The following is a 12330-nucleotide window of genomic DNA, read 5'->3' as shown; positions in this document are numbered from 1 at the left end:
TCAGAACAGCGGACCGGGTCACTCCCGCGCGGCCCTGTCGCTGCGCGCGGGTTCGTCGTAGCCCTTGCGATGGCTGTAGAACATCAGTGCGATCAGGCCGCAGCCCGACACCAGGACGAGGACGGCGGCCCCGGCCAGGATGACATTGCCGTAGACCGGCATCGCCGGCGTCGAGCGCCAGACCGACACGCAAAACCAGGGCGCCGCAACGAGAAGCGCGGCCAGCACGGCGGCGAGGACCCATTGGTAATTGTTGCGCACAATTCCCTCCATCACCTTGGCAAGGGCTCGGGACGCGTCCTAGCGCCAGCGCCATCCGCAATGACGGCGGCCGCGATGCCACCAGCAAACCCAGCGGCGACGACGACGCGGCGGTGGGGGACGCCAACCGGGACTCGGTGGCGGGGCGCCCCAGCCCGGGCCTCCCCAGCCCGGACCGGGCCCCGGTCCCCACTGCGCCGGCATGACAGGGATCGACGACCCGCCGGCCCGCCCGGGATCGGGATCGATCGGCATCGCCTCCGCGACGCCGATGAGGCGAACGCCGACGGTGCCGATTGCGGCCGCGGCAATGGCGTTCGTTGCAAGACCGAGGAAGGCACGGCGGTTGGGAGCATTCATTGTGCTTATCTCCTTTGTGATTCGGCTGTCCGCAGCGATTGCAGCGCATAGAGCAACCATGCGAGGCCATGCGAGATCAGGTCGACACCGAGCAGGAAGCCAAGCGCCCAGACGCTGATGTCGGGGAAGCCGAACAGGATGAGCACGCCGGCGATGACGGCAAAGATGCCGGAGATCAGCATCATCCAGCCGTTCTGATGCCAATAGGCAAAACTCAGCACGCACCGGATGACGCCGGAGGCGAACAGCACCGCGCCGAGGAAATAGGTCAGGATCAGCGCGCCGGAGGCGGGCTGTGTGAGAAGCAGCAGGCCAAAGACGAGGTAGAGCGCGCCGAGAACGATCCGCCACAGGAAGCCACCCCATTCCTTGGTCCAGAACGCATGCGCGATCTCGAACCCGCCGGCGGCGATCGCGGTAAGCCCGATGAACTTGACGCTGATGATGGTCGCGAACGCAACGTCGCCCAAAGCGAAAATGCCGGCGGCGATCAAGACGGCGCCGAGGAGAGCGCAGACCCAGAGCGGCGGAGGGCCCAGCGCTTCGATGCCGGACCGGCTGTCATAGGCTGTCATGCAATCCTCCCGGACACGATGGTTCCATCGAAAGACGGTGAATCCTAGCGGCGAACCCGCCGCGCCGACATCAGACGAAACCCTGAGCCGCCGGGCGGGAATGTTCGCATTCCTCTTCGGGTCTGTACCGGCCGGACGCAGCTGATCCCGCAGGACCTCACCGCAGGAATTGCCGGAAGCGACGCAGGGACAGGACGAACAAGAGTCCGCCGATCACCAGCAATGCCGCGAGCTGCGGCCATACGACGCCGAGCCCGGCGCCGCGAAACAGGATGGCCTGGGCCATGATCACGAAATGGGTGTTCGGCGCGGCGAGCATGATGTTCTGGATCAGCTCGGGCATGCTCTCCCGCGGTGTCGTGGCGCCCGACAACATCTGTAGCGGCATCAGCACCAGCATCAAGAGCAGACCGAACTGCGGCATCGTGCCGGCGGATGTGGCGAGAAAGATGCCCATGCTGGTGGTGGCGAAGAGATAGAGCGCGGTGCCGCACAGAAAGAGGGGGACCGAGCCGCCGATCCGGACGGCCAGCAGTCCCTGCACGACAAAGATGAGCGACACGCTGGCTGCGACCAGGACGACCAGCCCCATCGACCAGATCTTGCTCGCCATCACCTCGAAGGGTGTCACCGGCATGACCAGCAGATGCTCGATCGTGCCGTGCTCGCGCTCCCGGATCAGGGCCGCCCCGGTCAGGATGATCGACAGCATCGTGACGGAGGAGATGATGTTGTTGATGGCCCCGAACCAGCTCTTGTTGAGCTCGGGATTGAAGCGTGCGCGCAGCGCCAAATCGATCGGCAGGGGGGCAGCCGAACGATAGCGTGACAGGAACTCGCTGACCTCGTCGCTGACGATGGACTGGATATAGCCGCTTCCCGTGAAAGCCTGCGACATCCGGGTCGCATCCACATTGAGCTGGATGGCCGGCGATCTCTGCGCAAGCAGGTCGCGCTGGAAGTTGGGTGGGATGTTGAGTGCGAAGGTGTCGAGGCCCGCGTCCATGCGGCTCATCATGTCCGACTGCGATATCAGTCGCGGAACCGCGAAATAGGGTGGGCTGAACGCCGTGATGATGCGCGTGGCGGCGGGCGACTTGTCCTCGTCGACGATGGCCAGTGCCGCCTGGTTGAGCGTCTCCGGCTGGGCCCTGGAGGCGGTGTAGATCGAGACGGTAAAGGCGTAGATGATAAGCGCGAGCATCATGGGATTGCGCACGAGGCCGCGCAGTTCCTTGACGCCGAGCTGAACGATATTGCCGCTGCGCATCTAATTCGCCTGCTTCTTGAGGAATGCGACGCCGAGAGAGAGCAGCACCGGAATGGTGACGAGAAGTGCCAGGAACGGTCCGGAGAGATCGCCGAAGTCGAGCCCCTTGGAGAATGTGCCGCGCGTGATAGTGACGAAGTGCGCGGCCGGATAGATCCTCCCGATAATCGCGCCGGCGCCCTGGAGCGAGGATACGGGATCGACGAGTCCCGAATATTGCGTGGCCGGAATCATGGTGAGCAGCGCCGTCGCGAAGATCGCAGCGATCTGGCTCGTCATGAACGACGAAATCACCAGACCCATCGCAGTAGTGATGATGACGTACAGGAGCGCGGCCGACGTGAACGCGACGAAACTGCCCGTGAAGGGGACACGGAATACGAAGACTGCGAAGGCGGTCAGCAGGAAGAAGTTCAGCATGGCGAGCGCGACGTAGGGAAGCTGCTTGCCGACCAGGAACTCGATGCGCGTCACCGGCGTGACGTAGAAATTGATGATCGATCCGAGCTCCTTCTCGCGCACGACGCTCAGCGTCGCCAGGATCGCCGGAATGATCAGCAGCAGAATCGGGATCACGGCCGGCGCCATCGCGACGATGCTCCGGATGTCGGGGTTGTAGAGGAAGCGGACCTCGAGCTGGAAGTCGCCGGTCGTGGCGGCATTGCCATAGAGTTGCCGGGCGCGTTGCGCCAGCCAGGTCGCGTGCATCGCCTGCACGTAGCTGCGCACCGTCTCGGCACGCGACGGCATTGCGCCGTCGACCCATGCGCCGATCTGAACATTGCTGCCGCGCGCGACGTCGCGGCCGAAGCCCGGAGGAATTTCGATGGCGAGGCTGAGCTCGCCGTTGCGCATGCGCCGGTCGAGATCGTCATAGTCGGTGATTGGCGCAAGCTCGGTGAAGTAGCGCGAGCCGGCGATCTGGAGGATATAGTCCCGGCTCACCGTGGTGTCGTCGCGGTCCATGGCGGCGAAGGAGAGGTCTTCGACGTCCATGTTGATGCCATAGCCCATCACGAACATCAGGATGAGGCTGCCGAGGATCGCGAGGGTGGCGCGGATCGGATCGCGCTTGAGCTCGAGCGCTTCCCGTTGCGTGTAGGCGAACATGCGGCGCGGATCGAAGAACCTCAATGCGCCATGCATCGCGCCGTGCGTCTTCGCGGTCGCGGTGGTTGCCACTTGCGGCGCGGGAGCGGTCTCAGTCGTCTCCGTCGCGGCGATTGCGTCCTTGAGGTAGGCGACAAAAGCCTCTTCGAGACTTCCATTGCCGCGCCGTGCTGCGATCCGTTCCGGTGTATCGCTGATCATGACCTTGCCGGCATGCATCAGCGAGATGCGGTCGCAGCGCTCCGCCTCATTCATGAAATGGGTGGAAACGAAGATGGTGACGCTGTCCTGGCGCGACAGGTCGGACAGTATCTGCCAGAAGCCGTCGCGCGCCACGGGATCGACGCCCGACGTCGGCTCGTCCAGGATCAGGATGTCGGGCGCATGGATCATGGCGACGGCCAGCGAAAGGCGCTGGCGGACGCCGAGCGGCAGGGCGTCGGGCAGGGCGTCGATCACTTTGGTGAGATCGAAGCGTCCGGCCATGTCGCGGACCCGATCGTCGATCGTCTCAGATGCGAGCCGGAACAGGCGCGCGTGCAGCTCGAGATTCTGGCGGACCGTCAGCTCGGAATAGAGCGAGAACGCCTGCGACATGTAGCCGACGCGATGCCGCACATCCATGTCCCTGGGATCGACCTCGCGCCCCAGCAGCCGGGCATCGCCCTCGCTGGCCGGCAACAGTCCGGTCAGGACCTTCATCGTCGTGGTCTTGCCGCAGCCGTTGGAGCCGAGGAAGCCGAAGATCTCGCCGCGGGCGATGCGGAAGCTGACATTGTCGACCGCCGTGAAGTCGCCGAATCTGACGGTGAGATGCTTGGCCTCGATCGCAATGTCGTCGTCGCGATCGCGCGCGCGAGGCGGGATCACCACCTCCCTGTGCTCCCGACGCTGCTCCTCGGGCAGCAGGGCGATGAAGGCGGCATCGAGATTGTCGGTGCCGGTCTGTCGCAGCAACTCGGCCGGAGTCCCGGTGGCGAGCACATGCCCGTCATTCATCGCAACCAGCCAGTCGAACCGCGCCGCTTCCTCCATGTAGGCGGTCGCGACGATGACGCTCATACCGGGGCGATCCTTCCGGATCTCGTCGATCAGCTCCCAGAACTGGCGGCGCGAGAGCGGGTCGACGCCGGTGGTCGGTTCGTCGAGGATCAGCAGGTCGGGATCGTGGATCAAGGCGCAGCAGAGCCCGAGCTTCTGCTTCATGCCGCCGGACAGCTTGCCCGCAGGCCGGTCGGCGAACGGCGCAAGGCCGGTGTTCCCCAGGAGCTGTCGAATTCTCTCCTCGCGCTCGCGCCTGTCATGGCCGAACAGGCGGCCGAAGAAATCGACATTCTCGAAGACGGAGAGCGTCGGGTAGAGATTCTTGCCGAGGCCTTGCGGCATGTAGGCGATCTGCGGGCAGGTCCGCCGCCGGTGAGCGGCGTCGGCCATGTCTCCGCCGAGCACGTGGACGCGGCCATCCTGGATCGCGCGAGCCCCGGCAACAAGCGACAGCAGGCTGGACTTGCCGACGCCATCGGGACCGATCAGGCCCACCATGCGTTCTGCGGGAATCTCGAGCGCGATGCGATCAAGTGCGCGGATCGCCCCGTAGTGCAGGCCGACCCCCTCGAGGCGTATCACCGGCGCGACGGAGGATCGAGGTTCGGGCGACTCGTTGTTCATTTGACCAGGCGTTCCGTCAGCTGTGCCGGCCACGCGGCGTTGGAATCGAGGCGGACAAAGGCGCGGCCGGGCAGGCCGGTTTTGACCTGCTCGATGTTTCGTCGCAGCAGCTCCGGCGAAATATGCGCCCTGACGCGAAACATCAGCTTCTGTCGCTCCTCCTCGGTCTCGACCGTCTTCGGCGTGAACTGGGCAACGCTGGCAACGAACGTCGCCGTGGCCGGGATGACCCATTGCGGCGCGGCATCGAGGACGAGGCGGACCTCGGAGCCGATCGCGACACGGCCGGCCTGCGCCGTCGGCAGGAAGAAGGTCATGAAGACATCGCCGAGATCGACCAGATTGAGCACGCGTCCGCCGGCGCTGAGAACCTCGCCAGGCTGGGCGACGCGAAACTGGACGCGCCCGTCGCGCGGTGCGCGGAGTGTCGAATCGTTGAGGTCGGCCTTGATGCTCTCGATGGCCGCCTTTGCCGCCTCGACCGCTGCCTCCGCATCGACCACCTGCGCCTCGGCCGCACCGATGGCGGCGCCCGAGGCGGCGAGCTGGGCCTCCGCCGCGGCGACGGCTGCGCGGGCGCCGTTGGCAGCCGCGCGGTCGTCGTCAAGCACCTGCTGGGATACGGCATTGGTTCGTATCAATTGCTCGGAGCGCTGCAGCTTTCGATCGGCGGCGTCCAGCTCTGCGCCGCGCTGGTCGACAACGGCCGTCGCGGACTTCTTCTCGGCCTGGCGCTGGGTCACGAGGCTCCTGGCGGTCTCGATGCCGATCGTGGCACGCCGCAATTGAGCCTGGGCCTGGCGGTACTGCGCCTCGAGCTGCACGGTATCCATCTGCGCGAGCGCCTGTCCCGCCGAGACAAGATCGCCTTCCCGCACCAGGATGTCGCGGATGCGCCCGGGCGTCTTGGTGGCGATGTCGATCTCGATGGCCTCGATGCGCCCGTTGCCACTGGCGAACCCGCTCGGAAGGCTGTCGCTCCCGAGTGTCTGCCAGGCGAAGTATCCGCCTGCGCCGAAAGCAGCAACGAGGATGGCGATCAGCCAGCGTTTTCGATTGCGTGTCATGGTCCAGGTCGTTTTCATTGAACCACCAGGGGATGCAGATTATTGCGGGCCTCGCGGTCCCAACGTCAGATGGGTTACGCCAGCCGCGAGATTGAGCCCGATCGAACGTTCGATCGAGATCGGCTGCAGCATCACGCTCTGCCGTGAGCCGCCGATGAGGACGTTGGCGCCGAGGCCGGGACCCAATGCAAAATTGCCGCTCGCGCCGACATAGCTGCCGCGGAGCGTGCCGGGGCCTATCCGCGAGTTCCGGGCGAAGACGGCCCAGGACAGCGTGCCGGCGCTGGTCACGCCGAGGTCGAGGCCGACGCGCCTGATCCGTCCCTCGTAGACGTACTGCCGCGGCGGGCGCAGCCCGGTGAATACGCAGCGCATCGCCTGTGTCGAGCCCAGCACCAGCCCGACGCGAGGTTCGGAGAAGCACAGCAGCCTGCCAATCCTGAATCTCTCGGCCCGCGCGGACGCCGTGGTGGTGCAAAGAACGGTCAACGCGCAGATGGCCGCAAGACATCGCAATGTTCGCATTCAAGCCTCCGTCTGGTGTTGGGCTCCGGTCGCTGCGCCCGCGGGGCGGCTGTCCTGGCGCAGCCAGAACGAGATCGCGAGGCCGATCAGCAGCACGGCGCCGAGCAGGAAGAAGAAGATGGATTGCTTCAGCCAGGATATCGCCGGGACGGCCGCGCCCATCGCAAGACCGAGAAAGGCAATCTGCAACGACAGCAGGCTGACGCCCGCAAGGAACGTGCCGAGCGCAAGCAGCGTCAGCAGCACGAGACCGGTCGCCGGCGTCGGAAGCATCTGCTGAACCCCGGAGACCAGCATGATGTTCATCGTGATCAGGACCGCGATCCAGTGCAGTGCCTGGGTCCACACCAGGCGGATCTGCTTCTCCCTGCCTTCGGTCTCCGGCCATTTGGTGATGACGCAGACCACGCCGATGGCAAGCGCCAGGAACTCCCAATAGCCGACCAGGGGCTGGTGCGAGACGTTCGTATAAGCGACGCCTGCGATGGCGAGCAGCAGCGCGACGACATACGGAAGCTGCTGCCAGAGAAAATGGCCTGCCGCTGCGCGCCTCGGGGGAGGCTCGGGGGCATCGCGCGGCTGTGCATCGATTTCGCTCATGGCGGGTCACTCACGATTTTTCCGTTGCCGGCTCGCGGCGGTCGCCGAGATAGTCCTCGACGTAGAACCGGATGATCGCGACCCGTCCGACGGCGACGAGCGGCATCGCCAGCGCGATGCCCATGACGCCAAACAGGGCGCCGAGCAGGACGATCGCAACCAGTGTCCAGGCGGGCGGTGTCTCGACCGCCCGGCGCTGGATCAGGGGGCCGATCACGTAGCCCTCGATCGACTGGATGATGGTGTAGACGACGACGGCCCAGATCAGCAGCGAGGCGCCGAGCGGCATCGCCACGAGCGCGATCGGGATCGCGGCGACGATCGGCCCGAGATAGGGGATGAAATTCGACAAGCCCGCCTGCAGCGCCAGCAGGAACGGCCCTGGCAGTCCGATGAGATAGAGTGCGGGCCAGACGCAGAGCGTCATCAGGATGATGCGGATCAACTGGCCGACGAACCACAGCCGCATGACGTTGCCGATCTCGTCCATCACGGCGCGCATGCGGGCGCGATAGGATGGTCTGACCAACAAGACCAGGCTCTCGCGGTGGCTGGTGGGATCGAAGGCAAAGAGAATCCCCAGGAACACGACCACGAGCACGCCGGTCAGAAGGCTCGAGGCGCCCCCCAGCAGGAACTGCGCGTGGCTGAGAAACCGGCCCTGATCGGCGAACAGCCATTGCGCGAAGTCGCGCCCCCATTCCGGGCCGAGCAGGTCCACGCCATAGGACAACAGGTGCTCTTGCAGAATATCGACCTGGGCATCCATGACCTTGAGCAGCAGGCGCGTCTGTTCCGGCAGCTTGCCGGCGCCCCAAACCAGCCCGAAGCCCGACAGGGCCGAGAGCAGCATGAGAACGAATGTCAGACGCCAGATACGGTTGAGCGGAAGGACAGGCGCCAGGGCCCGCGCCGCGGCATCCAGAAAGGCTGCGAACAGCACCCCCGCGAAGACGATGAGGAGGCTGGACACCGTTTGCCATACCAGGAACAGGGCAACGGCTACGGCGAGCAAAGTGAGGCCGATCGCGAGGAGGCTCGGCCCTCCGGCTTGCCCGGATTCGTCGACGGGGCTCTCGTGCAGAACGACCCCGCGGACCCGCTCTGGTCCGATCCTGGAATCGCTCATTGATCGGTCCGCCGTCATGTGGCCGTGTCTCAGGTACGAACGCGGCGGCTGCCATAGTGCGGATGCTTGCCGCCGCGATGACGCCAGTAGCGGTGCTTGACCGGATTCGTATTGGTGTTGGGCCTTGCATCGCTCGGCGCGGCCGTGCCGGTCTGGTTCGGTGCCGCCACGGTGCCGTCCTTCGGCTGAGCCACGCAAATGGTCGACGGCGCGGCGACGGCCACCACTGCGCCCAGGATCAAGGAGCGATACACGGTCCAGATGTTCATACTCGCCTCCATGCGGTCAGCGATAACAGGTCAGATCGAGATGGCTCCGACAGCCAGCCCATAGATTCCGGCGCCCGCGGCGATGGCGATGGCCCCGAACAGGACGGATTCGACCGGCCTGAACAGCCTCTCCTTGCGCTCGCGCTTGGCGATCAGGAACAGCAGCGTTCCCGGCGCGTAGAGGATTGCGGACAACAGGAGAAATTTCGGTCCGCCGGCGTAGATCATGCCGGCCGCGTAGAGCGTCGCGACGGCTGCGACGATCCCGTCGCTGGTGCGGGCGCGCTCGTCGGCATCATAGGCCTCGCCGGTCGATGCGAGCTTCAGGCCGTACGCCGCGACGAGAAAATACGGGATCAACGTCATCGCGCTCGTCATCTTTAGGGCGAGCGTGAAGGCATATTCGGCGAACCAGCTGACGAAGAGAAACGTCTGTATCACGCAGTTCGTGAGCCAGAGCGCACCGACAGGAACCTTGTGCGCGTTCTCGCGCGCGAGAAAGGCCGGCATGGTGCGCTGGTTCGCGGCCGAGTGCAGGATCTCGGCCGCAAGCAGCGACCAGGACAGGTAGTTGCCGAGGATCGAGATCAGCAAGGCGATGCTGATGAACACGCCGCCCCAGCGGCCGACCATCGCTTCCATCACGCCTGCCATCGACGGTGTCGGCAGATCCGCGAGCTCACCCCGCGTCAGGATGCCGTAGGACAGGAGCGTCACGAGCACGAGAAGGCAGAGCACCGTCAGGAAGCCGGTGACCGTTGCGATGCCGATGTCGGAACGCGTCCTGGCGTAGCGCGAATACACGCTTGCGCCCTCGATGCCGACGAACACGAATACCGTGAGCAGCATCGTGCTGCGGACCTGGGTCAGCACGTCCCGGGCGTCCGGCCGCTCTGCACCCCAGAAATTGCCCGAGAACACTTCGCCGTTCAGGGCGATCGCAGCCACGACGATGAACAGCAGGATCGGAATGATCTTCGCGAAGGTCGTGGCGGTGTTGAGCGCGGCAGCCCCCTTGATGCCCCGCAGCACCAGGACATGGACGCTCCACAGCAACAGGGACGCCGAGGCAATCGCGATTGGCGTCGTGCCGTCGCCGAAGACGGGGAAGAACTGCCCGAGCGTGGCCTTGATCAGGATGAGACAGGCGACGTCGGCGAGGCAGCAGCCGATCCAATAGCCCACCGCGGAGGCAAAGCCGATATAGTCACCGAAGCCGTCCTTGGCGTAGGCGTAGATGCCGGCGTCGAGCTCCGGCTTGCGCCGGGACAGCGATTGGAACACGAAGGCCAGTGTCAGCATGCCGGTGCCCGCAATCACCCAGGCGATGATCGCGCCGAGAGCGCCGGTGGCGCGTCCGAATTGGGCCGGCAATGCGAAGATGCCGGAGCCGACCATCGACCCGATCACAAGCGCAATCAGCGCGTTGCGCGAGAGTTTCTGATCGGCCTCGTTCGCCGCCATGACGGATGGCCTTCCAATCCGAGACGGCCGCAGTTGCAGCGACCGCCTCATGCGCGAACCTTAGAGGGCCGCACCCCGTACGCCCATCAGGGATTCTCTGTAGGGAGCAGGGCAGGAAATCGGCGGGCGCGCGGAGCGTCTTGGTGCGGGCGTCAGGTGTTGGGAGGCAGCGCGGCGGCGTCCTCCTCGCTCGCGGAGCAGGAGAAGGACCCCGCGGCCCGGGCAACGAGGACGACGCTGCCACGGAAGAATTCGCCGGCCTTGGCAAGCTCGGCGGCTAGGCGGCTGGCATGCAGGACGGCTGCGTCCTGCCCGGCATACTCGCATCCGATCCGGTCGGTCGAGACACCGTACTTGTCCGCGATATGGAAGAAAAAGCGCATGCCCCCGATTAGGCCGGACCGCGGCGGGCCTCCAGTGACAACGGCGTAAGGTGCCTCCGCCAAAAGACTTAAGGGCGGCAGACAGAAGTTCCCGACTTGCGGATTGGTCATGAACGCGGGTGCCATGGGCGCTCTGGCGCCGCCGTGCGATTTGCATCGCAAGGCGGTGGTTTTCACCGATGGCCTTCGGGGGATTGACCGATGTTGGTCTGCAGGTTCGAAGGTTAGCGTGGCCTCACTCGGCGAGCGCCAGAGGAGGCAAGCGATGTCGAACTATGATCACAACCTGACGGCCACAGACGCCGCCGGCGGTCAGATCGCGGTGGATGCCGGATTGCGCGATTACATGCTGCGCATCTACGGCTACATGGCCGCCGGTGTCGGCTTGACCGCCGTCGTCGCCTGGGTGACCTATCAGTCGATCGGCCCCGAGTTGCTCCAGAGCCCCCTGATGTGGGTCTTCATCCTGGCGCCGCTCGCCCTGGTGTTCTTCATCGGCTCGCGCATCAACACGCTGTCGGTGTCCACGGCGCGGACCCTGTTCTTCGTCTATTCGGCGCTGGTCGGCGTGTCGCTATCGATATTGCTGCACATCTATACCAGTTCGTCGATCACCCGCGTCTTCTTCATCGCGGCCGCAATGTTCGGCGCGCTGAGTGTCCTCGGCTACACGACCCGGCGTGACCTCTCGGGATTGGGCACGTTCCTGTTCATGGGCCTGATCGGAATCATCATCGCGAGCCTGGTCAACCTGTTCCTGGGGTCGAGCGCACTCGACTGGCTGATCTCGATCGTGGGTGTCGGCGTGTTTGCCGGCCTGACGGCCTACGATACCCAGCGTATCAAGGGGATGTACGAGATCTCGGATGACCACACCGCCGCGGGCCGCAAGTCGGTCGTCGCCGCGCTGTCGCTCTATCTCAATTTCCTCAACCTGTTCATGATGCTGCTGCGACTTTCCGGTGGCCGTCGTTGAGACGCGAGAGCCGGCGGCTCAGGCCGCCGGTCGCTCCACGCTACTGGCGAGGGCGTCGCGCAACGCCGCTTCCTTGGTCTCATCGAGCGAGGTCTTGAGCACGACGCCGCCGGCGTCCTTGATCTCCTTGATCACCTTGTCCGCGGTCATGTGCTTGATCAGGACGAACAGGGCGGCGTTACCGGGCTGGAGATTGGCTGACAGGTTCTTCATGAAGGAGTCGTCGATGCCGAAGTCGGACAGCGCACCGCCCAGCGCGCCCGACGCGGCGCCCACGGCGACCCCGAGGATCGGATTGAGAAAGAGGACTCCGATGAGGAGGCCCCAGAAGCTCCCGGTCATCGCGCCCATGGCAGTGGTGTTGACGAGCTGATTGAGCTTGATGCCGCCCGCATCCGTCTTCACGGCGATCACGGCGTCGCTGATGGTGATCAGATATTCCTTCTGCAGTTTGAGCAGCCGCTGACGCACTTCTTCGGCTTTTGCCTCGGACGGATACACGATCGCGACCAGATCGGACATGAAGACCTCCCGTTGGATCGAAAATGCGGACCAAAATGTTGGTGCGGACGGTATCCCGCGGGCTGCACCTCCGGGATCAGAGGAAACCCTGCCTCAGGCGGATGAATGTCCCAATAGGGGCGCCCGCAACGCTCTCGCTATCGGGTGATTG

Annotated in this window: 13 protein-coding genes; 1 reads left to right on the top strand and 12 read right to left on the bottom strand. The window is 65.0% G+C overall.

Translation table 11 applies throughout. The features are described 5' to 3' along the window. Positions 1-18: 18 nt before the first annotated feature. From JQ635_RS12150 to JQ635_RS12100, 11 genes are all read right to left on the bottom strand, one after another. Positions 19-261: a hypothetical protein gene (locus JQ635_RS12150; protein WP_349631858.1), complete on the bottom strand. Its 243-nt coding sequence runs from the start codon at positions 259-261 to the stop codon at positions 19-21. A 365-nt stretch (positions 262-626) separates the two neighbouring features. Continuing rightward, the gene (locus JQ635_RS12145) at positions 627-1196 is read right to left on the bottom strand and encodes an HdeD family acid-resistance protein (protein WP_211410091.1); all 570 of its coding nucleotides are present in this window, start codon (positions 1194-1196) and stop codon (positions 627-629) included. 157 nt (positions 1197-1353) lie between these two features. Next, positions 1354-2466 carry an ABC transporter permease gene (locus JQ635_RS12140; protein WP_211410090.1) on the bottom strand — a complete coding sequence of 371 codons (1113 nt, stop codon included), beginning with the start codon at positions 2464-2466 and terminating at the stop codon, positions 1354-1356. Beyond that, the gene (gene rbbA / locus JQ635_RS12135; RefSeq protein WP_211410089.1) at positions 2467-5244 is read right to left on the bottom strand and encodes a ribosome-associated ATPase/putative transporter RbbA; all 2778 of its coding nucleotides are present in this window, start codon (positions 5242-5244) and stop codon (positions 2467-2469) included. Further along, entirely contained in the window at positions 5241-6311 is a 1071-nt protein-coding gene (locus tag JQ635_RS12130) for an HlyD family secretion protein (RefSeq protein ID WP_211410088.1), read from the bottom strand. The genes rbbA and JQ635_RS12130 overlap by 4 nt, the downstream gene beginning before the upstream one ends. Before the next feature lie 39 nt (positions 6312-6350). Beyond that, positions 6351-6836, bottom strand: a complete 486-nt coding sequence (locus JQ635_RS12125) for a DUF992 domain-containing protein (protein WP_211410087.1) — start codon at positions 6834-6836, stop codon at positions 6351-6353. Beyond that, positions 6837-7436, bottom strand: a complete 600-nt coding sequence (locus JQ635_RS12120; RefSeq protein WP_211410086.1) for a hypothetical protein — start codon at positions 7434-7436, stop codon at positions 6837-6839. A 10-nt stretch (positions 7437-7446) separates the two neighbouring features. Next, positions 7447-8565 (bottom strand): AI-2E family transporter, encoded by a 1119-nt coding sequence (locus JQ635_RS12115; protein ID WP_211410085.1) that lies wholly within the window; start codon positions 8563-8565, stop codon positions 7447-7449. 29 nt (positions 8566-8594) lie between these two features. Next, positions 8595-8834, bottom strand: coding sequence for a hypothetical protein (locus tag JQ635_RS12110; RefSeq protein WP_211410084.1), 240 nt, complete (start codon positions 8832-8834; stop codon positions 8595-8597). A 30-nt stretch (positions 8835-8864) separates the two neighbouring features. Further along, complete coding sequence (locus JQ635_RS12105) at positions 8865-10298, bottom strand: basic amino acid/polyamine antiporter (protein WP_211410083.1); 1434 nt, start codon at positions 10296-10298, stop codon at positions 8865-8867. Positions 10299-10450: 152 nt separating this feature from the next. Further along, positions 10451-10681, bottom strand: a complete 231-nt coding sequence (locus tag JQ635_RS12100; RefSeq protein ID WP_211410082.1) for a DUF6894 family protein — start codon at positions 10679-10681, stop codon at positions 10451-10453. Positions 10682-10946: 265 nt separating this feature from the next. Between JQ635_RS12100 and JQ635_RS12095 the strand changes: the two genes are divergently transcribed. Next, positions 10947-11657: a Bax inhibitor-1/YccA family protein gene (locus JQ635_RS12095; protein ID WP_211410081.1), complete on the top strand. Its 711-nt coding sequence runs from the start codon at positions 10947-10949 to the stop codon at positions 11655-11657. 18 nt (positions 11658-11675) lie between these two features. Here JQ635_RS12095 and JQ635_RS12090 read toward each other — a convergent pair whose 3' ends face one another. Further along, the gene (locus JQ635_RS12090) at positions 11676-12179 is read right to left on the bottom strand and encodes a DUF1269 domain-containing protein (protein WP_211410080.1); all 504 of its coding nucleotides are present in this window, start codon (positions 12177-12179) and stop codon (positions 11676-11678) included. Positions 12180-12330: the final 151 nt, after the last annotated feature.

This window comes from Bradyrhizobium iriomotense (genome assembly GCF_018130765.1).
GTDB classification, from domain to species: domain Bacteria; phylum Pseudomonadota; class Alphaproteobacteria; order Rhizobiales; family Xanthobacteraceae; genus Bradyrhizobium; species Bradyrhizobium iriomotense_A.
This window is presented reverse-complemented; position numbering and strand designations above follow the sequence as displayed.

What these genes read in the sequence shown, in the direction of transcription:
- JQ635_RS12145 (WP_211410091.1), bottom strand. Translation starts at nt 1,196, where the DNA reads ATGACAGCCTATGACAGCCGGTCCGGCATCGAAGCGCTGGGCCCTCCG.
- JQ635_RS12140 (WP_211410090.1), bottom strand. Translation starts at nt 2,466, where the DNA reads ATGCGCAGCGGCAATATCGTTCAGCTCGGCGTCAAGGAACTGCGCGGC.
- rbbA (WP_211410089.1), bottom strand. Translation starts at nt 5,244, where the DNA reads ATGAACAACGAGTCGCCCGAACCTCGATCCTCCGTCGCGCCGGTGATA.
- JQ635_RS12130 (WP_211410088.1), bottom strand. Translation starts at nt 6,311, where the DNA reads ATGACACGCAATCGAAAACGCTGGCTGATCGCCATCCTCGTTGCTGCT.
- JQ635_RS12125 (WP_211410087.1), bottom strand. Translation starts at nt 6,836, where the DNA reads ATGCGAACATTGCGATGTCTTGCGGCCATCTGCGCGTTGACCGTTCTT.
- JQ635_RS12120 (WP_211410086.1), bottom strand. Translation starts at nt 7,436, where the DNA reads ATGAGCGAAATCGATGCACAGCCGCGCGATGCCCCCGAGCCTCCCCCG.
- JQ635_RS12115 (WP_211410085.1), bottom strand. Translation starts at nt 8,565, where the DNA reads ATGAGCGATTCCAGGATCGGACCAGAGCGGGTCCGCGGGGTCGTTCTG.
- JQ635_RS12110 (WP_211410084.1), bottom strand. Translation starts at nt 8,834, where the DNA reads ATGAACATCTGGACCGTGTATCGCTCCTTGATCCTGGGCGCAGTGGTG.
- JQ635_RS12105 (WP_211410083.1), bottom strand. Translation starts at nt 10,298, where the DNA reads ATGGCGGCGAACGAGGCCGATCAGAAACTCTCGCGCAACGCGCTGATT.
- JQ635_RS12100 (WP_211410082.1), bottom strand. Translation starts at nt 10,681, where the DNA reads ATGCGCTTTTTCTTCCATATCGCGGACAAGTACGGTGTCTCGACCGAC.
- JQ635_RS12095 (WP_211410081.1), top strand. Translation starts at nt 10,947, where the DNA reads ATGTCGAACTATGATCACAACCTGACGGCCACAGACGCCGCCGGCGGT.
- JQ635_RS12090 (WP_211410080.1), bottom strand. Translation starts at nt 12,179, where the DNA reads ATGTCCGATCTGGTCGCGATCGTGTATCCGTCCGAGGCAAAAGCCGAA.